The following is a 15,813-nucleotide window of genomic DNA, read 5'->3' on the forward strand; positions in this document are numbered from 1 at the left end:
ACTTCGAGGGACAGCGGGAGCAGAGGAGCAGCCATGACAGATCACACCGAACCCGAGATCAGGAAGGGCCTCGCGGGCGTCGTCGTCGACTACACGGCCGTCTCGAAGGTCAACCCCGAGACGAACAGCCTGCTCTACCGCGGGTATCCCGTGCAGGAGCTCGCCGCCACCCAGCCGTTCGAGGCCGTCGCCCACCTGCTGTGGAGCGGGGAGCTGCCGACGGCCGAGCAGCTCGCCGAGCTGCGGCGCATGGAGCGCGAGCACCGCGCGCTGCCCCGGCGCGTGCAGGAGGCCATCGACCTCCTGCCGCTCGAGGCGCACCCGATGGACGAGGTGCGCACCGCGCTGAGCGTGATCGGCGCCTTCGACACGGCCGGTGCGGGGTCGGTGCTCGACGCGTCGGGCAGCCCGGAGGAGAATCTGGCGCGCTCGATCCGCCTCTACGCGGCGCTGCCCGCGGTGGTCGCGTACGGGCAGCGCCGCCGGCGCGGCCAGGAGGTCGTGGCGCCCCGCGACGATCTCGACTACGCGGCCAACTTCCTGTGGATGACGTTCGGGGAGGAGCCGGACGAGGTGGTCGTCGACGCCTTCAACCGCTCGATGATCCTCTACGCCGAGCACTCCTTCAACGCCTCGACGTTCACCGCGCGGGTGGTCACCTCGACGCTGTCCGACCTCTACTCGGCGGTCGTGGCGGCCGTCGGAGCGCTGAAGGGCCCGCTGCACGGCGGCGCGAACGAGGCGGTGCTGCACATCATGCACGAGATCGGATCGGCCGAGAACGTGGTGCCGTGGCTCGAGAGGGCGCTCGCCGAGAAGCGCAGGATCATGGGCTTCGGGCACCGGGTCTACAAGAAGGGCGACTCGCGGGTGCCCACGATGAAGGCGGCGCTCGACACGCTCGTCGCGCACTACGACCGCCCCGACGTGGCCGAGCTCTACGCCGCGCTCGAGCGCGAGTTCGTCTCGCGCAAGGGGATCTACCCCAACCTCGACTACCCCTCCGGCCCGGCGTTCGACCTCATCGGCTTCGACACCCTCACCTTCACGCCGCTGTTCATCGCCTCCCGGGTGACCGGCTGGACCGCCCACATCATGGAGCAGGCGGCTTCGAACGCGCTGATCCGCCCGCTCTCGGCCTACAACGGGCCCGACGAGCGGCACATCTCGGGCTACGTGCCCGACGAGGCGGAGATCGCCGCGGCCGAGCGGCCGGAGGAGGCCGGGTAGTCTGAGTCCATGACGGACTACACGACCATCATCGCCGAGACGCGGGGCCGCGTCGCCACGATCACGCTCGACCGGCCGGAGGCGCTGAACGCCCTGAACTCGACCCTCGTGCGCGAGCTCATCGACGCGGCGCTCGGTTACGACGCCGACCCGGGGGTCGGGGCCATCGTCATCACGGGATCGGAGAAGGCCTTCGCCGCCGGGGCCGACATCAAGGAGATGGCGGAACGCGGCTACGCCGAGATGTACCTGGGCGGCCCGTTTCCCGGCTGGAACGGATTCGAGCGCATGCGCACGCCCGTCATCGCGGCGGTCGCGGGCTTCGCGCTGGGCGGCGGCTGCGAGCTCGCGATGATGTGCGACATCATCATCGCGGCCGACACCGCGAAGTTCGGGCAGCCCGAGATCAACCTCGGGATCCTGCCAGGCTTCGGGGGATCCCAGCGCCTGCCGCGGGCGATCGGCAAGTACAAGGCGGCCGAGATGATCCTCACGGGCCGCACGATGGGCGCCGAGGAGGCGGAGCGGAGCGGGCTCGTCTCGCGGGTCGTGCCCGCCGCCGAACTGCTCGCCGAGGCGGCGAGGACCGCCGAGGCGATCGCGTCGAGGTCGCTGCCCGCCGTGTACGCGGCGAAGGATGCGCTGCAGGCCGCGCAGGAGATGCCGCTCTCCGAGGGGCTGCGTTTCGAGCGTCAGGCCTTCGCCGCCGCGTTCGCGACCGAAGACCAGAAGGAGGGGATGCGCGCGTTCGCCGAGAAGCGCGCTCCCCGGTTCACGCACCGGTAGGCTCGCGTAGCGCACCCCGCGGCCGTGCCGCGGGGTGCCAGAATAGAAGCCATTCGGGTGCGGAAGCGAGGAGCGTCGATGACATATAGCGTTGCGGTGGCGGGCGCGAGCGGCTACGCCGGCGGCGAGCTGCTGCGGTTGCTCGCCGGGCATCCCGAGTTCGAGATCCGCACCGTGACGGGGCACTCGAGCGCGGGCAGCCCGCTCGTCGACTCGCAGCCGCACCTGCGCTCGCTCGCGCACCTCGTGCTCCAGCCGACGACGCCCGAGGTGCTCGACGGCCACGACGTCGTGTTCTTCGCGCTCCCGCACGGCGCCTCCGGCGAGCTCACCGCGCAGCTGCGCGGCGTGCGCCTCGCGGTCGACTGCGGGGCCGACCACCGCCTCGCGAGCGCGGACGACTGGGCGGCGTTCTACGGCGGCGAGCACCACGAGCCGTGGACCTACGGCGTGCCCGAGCTGCTCGTGGCAGCGGCGGGCGGCAAGCAGCGGGCGAATCTCGTCGGGGCGACGCGGATCGCGGCCCCCGGCTGCAACGCCTCGACCGTGGCGCTGTCCCTCGCGCCCGGCATCGCGGCCGGCGCGATCGAGGCCCGGGATCTGGTGAGCGTGCTCGCCGTCGGGCCGAGCGGCGCGGGCAGGGCGGCGAAGACGCACCTGCTCGGCGCGGAGCTCATGGGCAGCGCCAACCCGTACGCCGTGGGCGGCACGCACCGGCACATCCCGGAGATCAAGCAGGCGCTGCGGGGCGCCGGGGCCGCGGAGGAGCCGACCATCAGCCTCACCCCCGTGCTCGTGCCGATGAGCCGGGGGATCCTGGCCACCTCCACCGCGCGCCTCGCACCCGGCGCGACCGCGGCCGACGTGCGCGCGGCCTGGGAGCGCGCCTACGCCGGCGAGCCGTTCGTGCAGCTGCTGCCCGAGGGGCGGTTCCCGCGCACGGCCGACACGCTGGGCGCCAACACCTGCCTCATGGGCCTCGCCGTCGACGAGGCCGCGGGTCGCGTCGTGGTGGTCGCGGCGCTCGACAACCTCGCCAAGGGCACCGCCGGCGCCGCCGTCCAGTCGGCCAACATCGCGCTGGGCATCCCCGAGACCACCGGCCTCAGCCCGAACGGCACGGCCCCGTGAGCCGCAGCCACGGCGAGAGGCGGATTTTCCACCTGAATCATCGAATCCAGCGGGGTTTTTCGCCCCTCGACGCGGAGGAGCGCCGATGACCGTCACCACACCCCGGGGCTTCCGCTCGGCGGGCATCGCCGTGGGGCTCAAGAGCACCGGCAAGCCCGACCTGGCGCTCGTCGTCAACGACGGCCCCGAGCGCGCGAGCGCGGTGGTCTTCACGAGCAACCGGGCCCAGGCGAACCCGATCCTCTGGAGCCGCAGGGTCGCGCAGAACGGCGCGGCCCGTGCGGTCATCCTGAACTCGGGGGGCGCCAACTGCTTCACCGGCGCCTTCGGCTACGAGACGACGCGCCTCACGGCCGAGGCCGTCGCGGCGGCGCTGGGCGAGGCCGACGCCGAGCGGATCCTCGTCTGCTCGACCGGGCTCATCGGCGCGGGCGACCGGGCCTTCCGCGACCGGATCGTCGACAACGTGCCCGCGCTCGCCGACGCGCTCGCCGACGACGACACGACCGCTCCCGCCGCGATCCTCACCACCGACACGGTCGAGAAGACCGCCGCGCACGAGTCGCCGGACGGCTGGCGCATCGGGGCGATGGCCAAGGGGGCGGGCATGCTCGCGCCCGGCCTCGCCACCATGCTCGTCGTCATCACGACCGACGCGCTGCTCGGCGACGCGGTGCTGGATCGCGCGCTGCGGCGCGCCACCGCGGTCAGCTTCGACCGGCTGGACAGCGACGGCTGCATGTCGACGAACGACCAGGTGACTCTGCTGGCGAGCGGCGCCTCGGGGGCGACCCCCGACGAGGACGTCTTCGCGGAGGCCCTCGCGGGCGTGTGCGACAGCCTCGCCGCGCAGCTGCAGGCCGACGCCGAGGGCGCGAGCCACGACATCGACATCGAGGTGCGGGGGGCCGCGAGCGAGGCCGACGCCGTCGAGGTCGGCCGCTCGGTCGCGCGCAACAACCTCTTCAAGGCCGCGATCTTCGGCAACGACCCCAACTGGGGCCGCGTGCTCGCCGCGATCGGCACGACCGGCGCCGCGTTCGATCCGTACGCGGTCGACGTGAGCTTCAACGGCGTGCGCCTCTGCCACGCCGGCGGCCCCGACCGCCCGGTCGAGGAGTGCGACCTCGCGCCGCGCCGCACGCGCGTCGAGATCGAGCTCTTCGCGGGGAAGCACGCCGCGACCGTGCGCACCAACGACCTCACGCACGACTACGTGCACGAGAACTCCGCCTACTCGAGCTAGGGACGCCATGACCACCACAACGAGAACCCTCGATCACGAGCAGGCGGCCGCGAAGGCGCAGGTGCTCATCGAGTCGCTGCCTTGGCTCAAGAAGTTCCGCGACAGGATCGTGGTGATCAAGTTCGGCGGCAACGCCATGGTCGATGCGGCGCTGCTCAAGGCGTTCGCCGAGGACGTGGTCTATCTGCGGCACACGGGCATCCGGCCGGTCGTCGTGCACGGCGGCGGTCCGCAGATCAACGCGATGCTCGCCCGGCTCGGCATCGAGAGCGAGTTCAAGGGCGGCTACCGCGTCACCACGCCCGAGACGATGGACGTCGTGCGCATGGTGCTCACCGGCAAGGTGAACCCCGAGCTGGTCGACGAGATCAACGCCCACGGCCCGCTCGCCGCGGGCACGACGGGGGAGGACGCGGGGCTCTTCACGGGCCGCCGCCGCCCGCCGGTGGAGGTCGACGGCGAGCGGGTGGAGCTGGGACTCGTCGGCGACGTGGTCGACGTGCGCGTGGACCCGGTGCTGGCGCTGCTCGACGCGGGGCTGATCCCCGTCGTCTCCTCGATCGCCCCCGATGCCGATCGTCCGGGCGAGTCGCTCAACGTCAACGCCGACGCCGCGGCCTCCGCGCTCGCCGCGGCGCTGGGCGCCGAGAAGCTCGTGATCCTGACCGATGTGGCGGGCCTCTACGCCGACTGGCCCGACCGCGACTCGCTCGTGTCGTCGATCACGGCGGCCGAGCTCGACGAACTGCTGCCGAGTCTCGAGTCGGGCATGATCCCGAAGATGCGGGCCTGCCTCGACGCGGTGCGGGGCGGGGTGCCGAAGGCGGCCATCATCGACGGCCGCGAGCCCCACTCGGTGCTGCTCGAGATCTTCACCGAGCGCGGCATCGGCACCGAAGTGACGCCCTGAGCGGGGCCGGAGCGGCAGGGGGCGGGTAGATGCTCGCCGCCGCGGCCTGCGTCGCCGTCGCCTACCTCGCGCTCGCCGTGGCCTCGGCGCGCCTGATCGTAATCGACCTGCGGGAGCGCCGACTGCCCAACCGCCTGCTCGGCTGGACCGGTGCGGCGTTCGGGGCGCTGCTCGTCGCCGCGTCGGCGCTCGGCGGTCTCTGGCCCGAGCTCGTGCGGGCCGCAGCGGGCGGCGCGGGCTACGGCGCGCTGCTGCTGCTGCTGAGGGTGCTCGCGCCCGGCGCGATCGGCGGCGGCGATGTGAAGCTCGCGCCGCTCGTGGGCGCCGCGACGGGATGGGTCGGGATCGCGGCGGCGACCGTCTGGGCGCCGCTCGGGCTCGCCGTCTGCGCGGGAATCGCGGGCGCCCGGGCGCGGATCCGCGGGCGCCGCGACCTCGCGTTCGGGCCCGTGCTGCTGGCGGGCGGCTGGTTCGGGATCGCGGCCGGGCTCCTGCTGTCCTGATAACGATCCGGCGGCGCTTCATCGAGGCCGATGCCGAGTCTTCGAAGTTGGATAGCCTGGAGCATGGAAGCGATGCTGCTTCGCGCACCCGTTGAAGCGGCGTCGCCTCACCCGGAGCGGTGCTCGGCACGACCGGTTCCGCCCGGGTCCTGTCAACGACGGAATGCTGGATGGAGTGCTTCATGTGTGCGATGGGAGTTTCGAGGGTGCCGGGGCGCGGGCGGCGGCGCGTCGTCGCGGCGGCGGCCGGAGCGGCGGCGATGGCGCTGACGCTGGCGGGCTGCGCCTCGAGCGACGGAGGCGGCGGCGGGGGCTCGGGAGCGGCGGGCGATCAGCTCGCGGGCCAGAGCCTGAACGTGGTCGCCGCCTGGTCGGGGGCCGAGCAGCAGAACTTCGAGGCGGTGCTGCAGGAGTTCGAGAACCGCACGGGCGCCGACGTCACCTACACGAGTTTCGGCGACAACGGGCCCACCTACATCCAGGGCCAGCTCGAGGGCGGCACGCCGCCGAACGTCGCGATCATCGGGCAGCCGGCGCTCATGCAGTCGCTGGCCGCGAACGGCGACATCCTGCCGGTCGCCGGCTCGGTGCGGTCGGCGGTCGAGAAGAACTACGCGCAGACCTGGGTGGACCTCGGCAGCGTCGACGGCGACCTCTACGGCGTGTGGTTCAAGGCGGCGAACAAGTCGATGGTCTGGTACAACGCCGACATCTACGACGAGGCGGGTGCGACGGCGCCCGAGAACTGGGACGACTTCCTCGCGCAGCTCGGGGTCGTGCGAGACGCCGGCTACGCGGGGATCTCGGTCGGCGCGGACGTCGGCTGGCCGCTCACCGACTGGTTCGAGAACGTGTATCTGCGCACCGCCGGCCCCGAGAAGTACGACCAGCTGACGAACCACGAGATCCCCTGGACGGATGACTCGGTGAAGGAGGCGCTCGGCGTGCTGGCGGAGCTGTGGGGGAGCGACCTCGTGCAGCCGGGCGGAGCGCAGCGCGACTTCCCGACGAGCGTGACCGAGGTCTTCGGGTCGGATCCCCAGGCGGGCACCGTGTTCGAAGCCGACTTCGTCGCGGGCAACATCGCCGCGGACGGCAACTCCACGGTCGGCGAGAACGCCCTGTTCTATGACTTCCCCTCGATCAACGGATCGAATCCCGCGGTCGTCACGGGCGGCGACGTCGCCGTCCAGTTCACCGACGACGAGGCGACCACGGCGCTCATGGAGTTCCTGGCCTCGCCCGAGGCCGCCGAGGCCTGGGTGCCCAATGGAGGGCTGCTCTCGCCGAACAACGCCGTGGACACCTCGCTGTACCCGGATGACGTGTCGAAGCAGGTCGCCGATGCGCTGATCGGGGCGGAGGAGCTGCGCTTCGACATGTCCGACCTGACGCCGAGCTCCTTCGGCGGCACGCAGGGCCAGGGGTTCTGGCAGGAGATGATCTCCTTCTACGAGAATCCGAGCGACATCGACGGTACGGCGCAGCGTCTGGAGGACGCGGCGGTCGAGGCGTACCGGTAAGCCGGGCGATGAGCCGCACGCTCACGGTGCCGGTGCAGGTCCGCGGCCGCGGACACCGCGTCCGCGGCCGCGGCCGCGCGCGGCGGTGGCTGCTCGTCGCCGGGTTTCTCGGGCCCGCGCTCGTGGTGCTCGGCGCACTCGTCGTCTACCCGATCGTCTACACGGTGCTGCGCTCCTTCTTCGACAGGAGCGGCTCGTCGTTCGTGGGGTGGCAGAACTACGTCACCATGTTCACGAACGACACCACCTTCACAGCGATCCGCAACAACCTCATGTGGGTCGTCGTCGCACCGGTGACGGTGACCATCATCGGACTGATCTTCGCGGTGCTCATCGACAAGCTCGGCTGGAAGACCGTGTTCCGGCTGATCGTGTTCATGCCGATGGCGATCTCGATGCTCGCGGCCGGCGTGATCTTCCGGGGCATGTTCCAGGAGAGCCCGCAGCTCGGCGTGGTCAACGCCGCGATCGTGAGCGTGCAGAGTCTCTTCGGGGAGCAGGCGAGCTACCCCGGCGCGAAGCCGCGAGAGGGGACCGGGATCGAGGCCGACGGGGGCATCGTCGCGTCGAGCGAGACGGTGCCGGCGGGCGGCACGCAGGACTTCGCCCTCACCGGGATCCGGCAGAGCGCGCTCCCCGAGGGCGCCGTCGACGCGCGCGCGGCCGAGGGCCCCTCGGGCACCGAGATCGCGGGCACGGTCTTCCTCGACGTCATCCGCGGCGGAGGCGGGGTGCAGGGCGAGATCGAGGCGGGCAAGAAGGGGCTCGAGGGCGTGCGCGTCGACGCGGTCGACGCCGACGGCGCGATCCGAGGCTACGCCACGACGGGCGCCGGGGGCGCCTACACGATCGAGGGGCTCGCTGCCGGGGAGAGCTACCGGATCGCGCTGCCGGCGGCGAACTTCGACGCGGGCGCGCAGGGGGTCTCGTGGCTCAGCGCCTCGTTCATCAACATCGTGGTGATCCTCGCCTACATCTGGATCTGGGCGGGCTTCGCGATGGTGATGATCGCGTCGGGGCTGTCCGCGATGGATCGCTCGCTGCAGGAGGCGGCGCGCACCGACGGGGCCGGCGAGTGGCAGATCTTCACCCGCATCACGGCGCCGCTTCTGGCGCCCGTGCTCGTCGTCGTGTTCGTCACGCTCATCATCAACGTGCTGAAGATCTTCGATCTCGTCTACGTGATCCCGCCGGGCGTCTCGAAACCGGCGGCCAACGTGATCGCCGTCGAGATGTGGACGGTCTCGTTCGGGGGCGGCAACAACCAGGGCCTGGGGTCGGCGCTCGCGATCCTGCTGCTCATCCTGGTGCTGCCGTCGATGATCGTGAACGTGCGTAGATTCAAGGAGGAGCGAGGCCGATGAGCACCGCAACCCCTCGAACCGAGCCGGCGCGAAGGCGCCGCGGGCCGCGCACCGCGCAGCGCGTCGCTGCTCTCGCGAGCCGCGGCGTCGTCAATGCCGTCCTGCTGATCGTCGCGGTGTTCTGGCTCGTGCCGACGGTGGGCCTGCTGCTCACCTCGTTCCGCACGGCGGGCGACAACGCCTCGAGCGGCTGGTGGACCGTCGTCACGAAGCCCGCGGAGCTCACGATCCAGAACTACGCGAACCTGCTGTCGAACCCGACGATCACGGGTTCGTTCTGGAACACGATCGTGATCGCGGTTCCGACGACGCTGCTGGTGGTGGCGCTCGGGGCGCTCGCGGCCTACGCGTTCGCGTGGCTGCACTTCCCCGCGCGGGACTGGCTGTTCATCGCGGTCATCGTGCTGCTGGCCGTGCCGCTGCAGGTGGCGCTGATCCCGCTCGCCAGGCTCTTCGGCGCGCTCGGCATCTTCGGCAGCGTCGTCGGGGTGATCCTCTTCCACACCGCCTTCGGCCTGCCGTTCGCGATCTACCTGCTGCGCAACTTCTTCATCCAGATCCCGGAGGAGATGCTCGAGGCCGCGCGCATCGACGGGGCGCGGGACTGGCGCATCTTCTTCCAGATCATGCTGCCGCTCGCGCTGCCCGCGATCGCGTCGCTCGCGATCTTCCAGTTCCTGTGGACGTGGAACGACATGCTGGTCGCGCTGATCTTCACGAACACCGGCTCGCAGCCGCTCACGGTTGCCATTCAGTCGCAGTTGCGCCAATTCGGAGCGAATATCGACGTGCTCTCGGCGGGTGCGTTCCTCTCGATGCTGGTTCCGCTGATAGTGTTTTTCGCGTTCCAGCGATACTTCGTGCAGGCTCTGCTGGCGGGATCGCAAAAGTAGCTTCCGGAAGGGCTGGCCGTTTGATCGACCGCTACGACGCCTACCTGTTCGACCTCGACGGGGTGCTGACGCCCACCGTCGAACTGCACCGCCGCGCATGGGCGGAGACCTTCGACGCGTTTTTCGCCGAGCTCGGCCTCGAGCCGTACCGCGAGGCCGAGTACTTCTCGGCGCTCGACGGGCGCAGCCGCTTCGCCGGCGTGCGCACCCTGCTCGACGCGCGCGGCGTGCCGCTGCCCGAGGGAGAGCCCGGCGACGTCGGTTTCGCGTCGGTGACGGGCATCGGCAACCGCAAGAACGCGGCCTTCACCGAGGTGCTCGAGCGCGACGGGATCGATCCCTATCCGGGCTCGGTCCTGCTGCTCGACCGGCTGGCGGGTCTCGGCAGGCCGCTCGCCGTGGTGTCGAGTTCGCGCAACGCCGAGGCGGTGCTGCGCGCGGCCGGGCTGAGGGGCCGCTTCGAGGTCGTGGTCGACGGCGTGGTGGCCGAGCGGGAGGGGCTGCCCGGCAAGCCGGCGCCCGACACCTTCCTGCGCGCGGCCGAGCTGCTCGGCGCGGCGCCCGAGCGCGCGGCGGTGCTCGAGGACGCGGGGTCCGGAGTCGAGGCGGGGCGCGCCGGCGGCTTCGGACTGGTGGTGGGGGTGGACCGCGGGGCCGGCAGGGACGCCCTCGCGGCCGCCGGCGCCGATCTCGTCGTCGCCGATCTCGCCGAGCTGACGGAGGTGGCCAGGTGAATCCCGAACTGTTCGACATCCCGGTGAAGGAGCTGCGGCGCGACTTCGGCGAGGATCCGTGGCGCCTCGTGGTGGCGGGCATCGATCCGGAGCTCGCGGGGCAGGACGAGACCCTGTTCTCGCTGGGCAACGGCTATCTCGGGATGCGCGGCAACCACGAGGAGGGGCTCCCGCTCGGCAACCACGGCACCTTCGTCAACGGCGTTCACGAGACCTGGCGCATCCAGCACGCCGAGAACGCCTACGGCTTCGCCGAGCACGGGCAGACGATCGTCAACGCGCCCGACGCGAAGACGATTCGCATCTACATCGACGACGAGCGGCTCAACCTGGCCTCGTCCGAGATCATCGACGTGCAGCGCATCCTCGACCTGCGCGCCGGCACGCTCACCCGATCGCTGCTGTGGCTCACCCCGACCGGCAAGCGGGTGCGCGTCGAGACGCGACGCATGGTGTCGTTCGAGTCGCGGCACATGGCCACGCTGGAGATGCGGATCACCGTGCTCGACGCCGACGCCGAACTCACGATCTTGAGTCTCGTCATCAATCGGCAGGATCTCGGCCGCGTTCACACGGAGCAGCCCGACGAGCCGGTCGGCGGGGCCGATCCCCGCAAGAGCGAGCAGCTGACCGAGCGGATCTTCGTTCCCGGGCCGTCGCAGCACGACGGCGGCCGGAGCGTGCTCAGCTACCGGGTGCGCGACTCCCGCATGGCCCTCGGCGTGGGCGTCGATCACGCCTTCGACGGGGGCGGGAGCGACGTCGCGAGCGGCTGGCGCACTCGCGTGGAGGCCTCCGAGGACCGGGTGCGGCACATGTTCCAGGGCGTCGCGCTGCGCGGCAGAACCGTGCGGCTCGTGAAGACCGTTACTTACCACTCCTCGGCGACGGCGGGCCTCACCGAGCTGCTCGACCGCTGCGTGCACACGCTCGAGGGCGTGGCCGCCGAGCCGGCGGAGGAGCGCTGGGAGGCCCAGCGCCGCTTCCTCGACGGATTCTGGGAGCGCAGCGACGTGCGCGTGGAGGCCGAGCCGGGCGTGCAGCAGGCGATCCGCTGGAATCTGTTCCAGCTGGCGCAGGCCACCGCGCGGGCCGACGGACGCGGGATCTCGGCGAAGGGCCTCACGGGCTCCGGATACAGCGGGCACTACTTCTGGGACTCTGAGGTCTACACGCTGCCCTTCCTCACCTACACGACGCCCTTCTGGGCCCGGAACGCGCTGCGAGCGCGCGAGCGCATGCTGCCCCAGGCGCGGCGGCGCGCGGCGATGCTGAACGAGGAGGGCGCGCTCTTCCCCTGGCGCACCATCAACGGCGAGGAGGCGAGCGCCTACTACGCCGCGGGCACGGCGCAGTACCACATCAACGCCGACATCACCCATGCGCTCGCGCGCTACGTCTCGGCGACGGGCGATGTCGAGTACCTGCTCTCGGGGGCGTGCGACATCCCGGTCGAGACCGCGCGGCTCTGGGCGAGCCTCGGCTTCTGGAGCAGCGACCCCGACGGCGAGGAGCGCTTCCACATCCACGGCGTGACGGGGCCGGACGAGTACACGACGGTCGTCAACGACAACCTCTTCACGAACGTGATGGCGCGCTTCAACCTGCGCTTCGCCGTCGAGATGGTGCGCCGGCTGGCGGCCGAGGCCCCCGAGCACTACGCGCGACTGCTGAGCCGTCTGCGCCTCGAGCCCGACGAGGTGGACGCGTGGGAGCAGGCCGCGGACGGCATGTGCGTGCCCTACTCGGATGAGCTGCGCGTCCACCCGCAGGACGCGCACTTCCTCGAGCGCGAGACCTGGGACCTCGCGGCGACGCCCCCCGAGCAGAAGCCGCTGCTGCTGCACTTCCACCCGCTGGTCATCTACCGCTTCCAGGTGCTCAAGCAGGCCGACGTGGTGCTGGCCCTGCTGCTCGCGAGCGACGAGTTCACCCGGGAGCAGAAGCGGCGCGACTTCGAGTACTACGACGCGCTCACCACGGGCGACTCGACGCTCTCCGCGGTCGTGCAGTCGATCATCGCCGCCGAGGTGGGGTACCTCGAGCTCGCCTACCGCTACTTCGAGCACGCGCTGCGCGTCGACCTCGACGACCTGCACCACAACTCCTCGGACGGCGTGCACATCGCTTCGTGCGGCGGCGTGTGGATGACGCTCGTGCAGGGCTTCGCCGGGATGCGCGACGCGGGTCGGCAGCTGAGCTTCGATCCGCGCCTTCCCGCGCACTGGGGGTCGCTCTGCTTCAGGCTCGAGTGGCGCGGCAACCGCATCGAGACGACGCTCGATCCGCGGCGCATCCGCTTCGAGCTGATCGAGGGGGACGGCCCGGTGGCCGTGCGGGTGCGGGGAACGCGGGTCGAGATCCGCGCGGGGGCGCCCGCCGAGGTCGAGCTCGAGAACCAGGGCGTCGACCTCGGGGCGTTCCGCGGCCTCTCGGCCGGTATCCTGCCCCGCGAGGGCGACACCGGAACGCTGCCGGTGCTGCAGCCCGAGGTGCCCGTGGTCACGACCTCGATCCCGACGCGTCCGGCGGAGCCTTCGCGCCGGGAGTAGGATGGATCCGTCTCGGATTCGATCCGAACTCACCCGAGTGAAAGGCGGGCATCGTGACCTATGTGATCGCTCTTCCATGCGTGGACGTGAAGGATCGCGCCTGCGTGGACGAGTGTCCGGTCGACTGCATCTACGAGGGCGAGCGCTCCCTCTACATCCATCCCGACGAGTGCGTCGACTGCGGCGCCTGCGAGCCCGTGTGCCCCGTCGAGGCGATCTACTACGAGGACGATCTGCCGAGTGAGTGGGCCGACTACTACACGGCCAACGTCGAGTTCTTCGACGAGATCGGCTCGCCGGGCGGCGCGGCCAAGGTGGGCGCCTACGACTTCGACCACCCGATCATCGCTGCGCTCCCGCCGCAGGGGGAGTAGGGGCGTGCGCGGGATCCTCCCCGACTATCCGTGGGACGCGATGGCGCCGTACGCCGCGGAGGCCGCCCGTCACCCCGGCGGGGCGCTCGACCTCTCCGTCGGCTCCCCGGTCGACCCCTCGCCGGCGAGCGTGCGCGAGGCGCTCGCCGGCGCGGCCGACGCGCACGCCTATCCCGCGACCGCGGGCTCCCGGCGGCTCCGCGAGGCCATCGCCGAGTGGTTCTCGCGCCGCCGCGGGGTGACGGTCGCGCCGAACGCGGTGCTGCCCACCGTCGGCTCGAAGGAGCTCGTCGCGCTCCTGCCGTTCCTCCTCGGGCTCGGACCCGAGGAGGCCGTCGTCTTTCCGCGCATCGCCTATCCGAGCTACCGCCTCGGCGCCGCTCTGGTGGGCGCCGAGGCGGTGCCGAGCGACGACCCGGCCGAGTGGCCCGCGCACACCCGGCTCGTGTGGCTGAACTCGCCCTCGAACCCCGACGGGCGCGTCATGGACGTCGGGGCGCTGCGCGCCGCGGTCGTCCGCGCCCGGCAGCTGGGCGCCGTCGTCGTGGGCGACGAGTGCTACGCCGAGTTCGGGTGGGAGGCGCCCTGGAGCGCCGAGCGGATCCCGTCGATCCTCGATCCGCGCGTCGTCGGCGCCGATCACCGCGGCGTGCTGAGCGCGTACTCCCTGAGCAAGCAGTCGAACCTGGCGGGGTACCGGGCCGCGTTCGTGGCCGGCGATCCCGAGCTCGTCGAGCGGCTGCTCACGGTGCGCAAGCACGCGGGCCTCATGCAGCCCGCCCCGGTGCAGGCGGCCATCGTCGCCGCGCTGGGAGACGAGCAGCACGTCGCCGAGCAGCGCGAGCGGTACCGCGCCAGGCGGGCGGTGCTGCTCCCCGCGCTGGAGGCCGCGGGGTACCGCGTCGACGGCAGCGAGGCCGGGCTCTATCTCTGGGCGACGCGCGGCGTCGACGCGTGGCAGAGCGTGGCCGAGTTCGCGCGGCTCGGGATGGTGGTCGGCCCGGGGCACTTCTACGGCGACCACTCGCCGCAGCACGTGCGTCTCGCGCTCACCGCCGGCGACGGCGAGATCGCCGAGGCCGCGGAGCGTCTGCGGCAGGCCGGCCGCTGAATCGCGTTTCGCTCGACGTCGAGATACTCTAGGAATTGCGCGCTGCGAAGCCGCGGTGCGGAACGGTGCCTCCCGAGCCGATAGGGTGGAGGAGGGGCAGTGTCATACCCGACGCGCAGCCAGCACGAGACCCACGAGGAGACGACGTGACCGAATCGACTCAGAACCAGAGCCCGGCCACCGCGAAGCTGACCTTCCCCGGCGGGGACGCGGAGTTTCCGATCGTGGAGTCGGCGGAGGGCCACTCGGCCATCGACGTCAGCACCCTCACCCGCCAGAGCGGCTACACGGCGCTCGACTACGGCTTCGTCAACACGGCCTCGACCAAGTCCGAGATCACCTACATCGACGGCGACGAGGGTATCCTGCGCTATCGCGGCTACCCGATCGAGCAGCTGGCCCAGAAGTCGACCTTCATCGAGGTCGCCTACCTGCTCATCTACGGAGAGCTCCCCACCGCCGAGCAGCTCGAGTCCTTCAACACCGAGATCCGCCGCCACACGCTGCTGCACGAGGACATGCGGTACTACTTCGAGGCCGTGCCCCACACCGCGCACCCCATGGCGGTGCTGTCGGGCGGCCTGCAGACCATGTCGACCTACTACGAGAGCTCCCTCGACACGACGGTGCCCGAGTTCGTCGAGGTGAACACGATCCGCCTCCTCGCGAAGCTCCCCGTCCTCGCGGCCTACGCGCACAAGAAGTCGATCGGGCAGGCGTTCCTGTACCCCGACAACGATCTGAGCTTCGTCGAGAACTTCCTGCGTCTCAACTTCGGCAACAAAGCCGAGAAGTACGTCATGAACCCGGTGCTCGTCGACGCGCTCGACAAGCTGCTCGTCCTGCACGCCGACCACGAGCAGAACGCCTCCACCTCGACCGTGCGCCTCGTCGGATCGACCGGAGCCAACATGTTCTCCGCGATCTCGGCCGGCATCAACGCGCTCTCGGGCCCCCTGCACGGCGGCGCCAACGAGGCGGTGCTCGAGATGCTCGCGCAGATCCGGGACTCGGGCCAGGGAGTGGAGACCTTCGTGGAGAAGGTCAAGCGCAAGGAGGACGGCGTGAAGCTCATGGGCTTCGGCCACCGCGTCTACAAGAACTACGACCCGCGCGCCCGCATCGTCAAGGAGAGCGCGGGCCGCGTGCTCGAGGAGCTGGGCGTCAACGACCCGCTGCTCGGCCTCGCGCAGGAGCTCGAGCAGATCGCGCTCGAGGACGACTACTTCAAGGAGCGCAAGCTCTACCCCAACGTCGATTTCTACACCGGGGTCATCTACAAGGCGATGGGCTTCCCCACGCGCATGTTCACCGTGCTCTTCGCCATCGGGCGTCTCCCCGGATGGATCGCCCAGTGGCGTGAGGCGCGCCTCGACCCGCAGACGAAGATCGGCCGCCCGCAGCAGCTGTACATCGGCGCCGGCAAGCGCGACCTCGGGCGCTAGCCGGCCTCGAC

General features: G+C 71.1%; 14 protein-coding genes. All 14 read left to right on the plus strand.

All coding sequences use genetic code 11. The features are described 5' to 3' along the window. The first annotated feature begins 33 nt into the window (after positions 1-33). A complete protein-coding gene (locus D1J51_RS01940; protein WP_119073462.1) occupies positions 34-1,230 on the plus strand; it encodes a bifunctional 2-methylcitrate synthase/citrate synthase in 1,197 nt (398 codons plus the stop codon). Positions 1,231-1,239: 9 nt separating this feature from the next. Then, a complete protein-coding gene (locus tag D1J51_RS01945) occupies positions 1,240-2,016 on the plus strand; it encodes an enoyl-CoA hydratase (RefSeq protein ID WP_119073463.1) in 777 nt (258 codons plus the stop codon). A 78-nt stretch (positions 2,017-2,094) separates the two neighbouring features. Beyond that, positions 2,095-3,147, plus strand: coding sequence for an N-acetyl-gamma-glutamyl-phosphate reductase (argC, locus tag D1J51_RS01950; protein ID WP_119073464.1), 1,053 nt, complete (start codon positions 2,095-2,097; stop codon positions 3,145-3,147). A gap of 85 nt (positions 3,148-3,232) precedes the next feature. Beyond that, positions 3,233-4,393 (plus strand): bifunctional glutamate N-acetyltransferase/amino-acid acetyltransferase ArgJ, encoded by a 1,161-nt coding sequence (gene argJ / locus D1J51_RS01955; RefSeq protein WP_119073465.1) that lies wholly within the window; start codon positions 3,233-3,235, stop codon positions 4,391-4,393. Positions 4,394-4,400: 7 nt separating this feature from the next. Continuing rightward, on the plus strand, positions 4,401-5,303 hold the full coding sequence (gene argB, locus D1J51_RS01960; protein ID WP_119073466.1) for an acetylglutamate kinase: 903 nt from the start codon (positions 4,401-4,403) through the stop codon (positions 5,301-5,303). Positions 5,304-5,332: 29 nt separating this feature from the next. Beyond that, positions 5,333-5,806 (plus strand): prepilin peptidase, encoded by a 474-nt coding sequence (locus tag D1J51_RS01965; RefSeq protein ID WP_119073467.1) that lies wholly within the window; start codon positions 5,333-5,335, stop codon positions 5,804-5,806. A 191-nt stretch (positions 5,807-5,997) separates the two neighbouring features. Beyond that, positions 5,998-7,329, plus strand: a complete 1,332-nt coding sequence (locus D1J51_RS01970; RefSeq protein ID WP_119073468.1) for an ABC transporter substrate-binding protein — start codon at positions 5,998-6,000, stop codon at positions 7,327-7,329. Between the two features lie 8 nt (positions 7,330-7,337). Further along, positions 7,338-8,693, plus strand: coding sequence for an ABC transporter permease (locus D1J51_RS01975; RefSeq protein ID WP_119073469.1), 1,356 nt, complete (start codon positions 7,338-7,340; stop codon positions 8,691-8,693). Beyond that, positions 8,690-9,586, plus strand: coding sequence for a carbohydrate ABC transporter permease (locus tag D1J51_RS01980; RefSeq protein ID WP_119073470.1), 897 nt, complete (start codon positions 8,690-8,692; stop codon positions 9,584-9,586). Before D1J51_RS01975 ends, D1J51_RS01980 begins: the two co-directional genes overlap by 4 nt. A gap of 20 nt (positions 9,587-9,606) precedes the next feature. After that, positions 9,607-10,320 carry an HAD family hydrolase gene (locus D1J51_RS01985; RefSeq protein ID WP_119073471.1) on the plus strand — a complete coding sequence of 238 codons (714 nt, stop codon included), beginning with the start codon at positions 9,607-9,609 and terminating at the stop codon, positions 10,318-10,320. Then, a complete protein-coding gene (locus D1J51_RS01990) occupies positions 10,317-12,872 on the plus strand; it encodes a glycoside hydrolase family 65 protein (protein WP_119073472.1) in 2,556 nt (851 codons plus the stop codon). Before D1J51_RS01985 ends, D1J51_RS01990 begins: the two co-directional genes overlap by 4 nt. A gap of 53 nt (positions 12,873-12,925) precedes the next feature. Next, complete coding sequence (fdxA, locus tag D1J51_RS01995) at positions 12,926-13,246, plus strand: ferredoxin (protein ID WP_119073473.1); 321 nt, start codon at positions 12,926-12,928, stop codon at positions 13,244-13,246. A 4-nt stretch (positions 13,247-13,250) separates the two neighbouring features. Then, positions 13,251-14,357, plus strand: a complete 1,107-nt coding sequence (gene dapC / locus D1J51_RS02000) for a succinyldiaminopimelate transaminase (protein ID WP_119073474.1) — start codon at positions 13,251-13,253, stop codon at positions 14,355-14,357. 146 nt (positions 14,358-14,503) lie between these two features. Continuing rightward, positions 14,504-15,802 carry a citrate synthase gene (locus D1J51_RS02005; RefSeq protein ID WP_119073475.1) on the plus strand — a complete coding sequence of 433 codons (1,299 nt, stop codon included), beginning with the start codon at positions 14,504-14,506 and terminating at the stop codon, positions 15,800-15,802. The last annotated feature ends 11 nt before the right edge of the window (positions 15,803-15,813 follow it).

The organism is Leucobacter sp. wl10 (assembly GCF_003569785.1).
Taxonomy (GTDB): domain Bacteria; phylum Actinomycetota; class Actinomycetes; order Actinomycetales; family Microbacteriaceae; genus Leucobacter.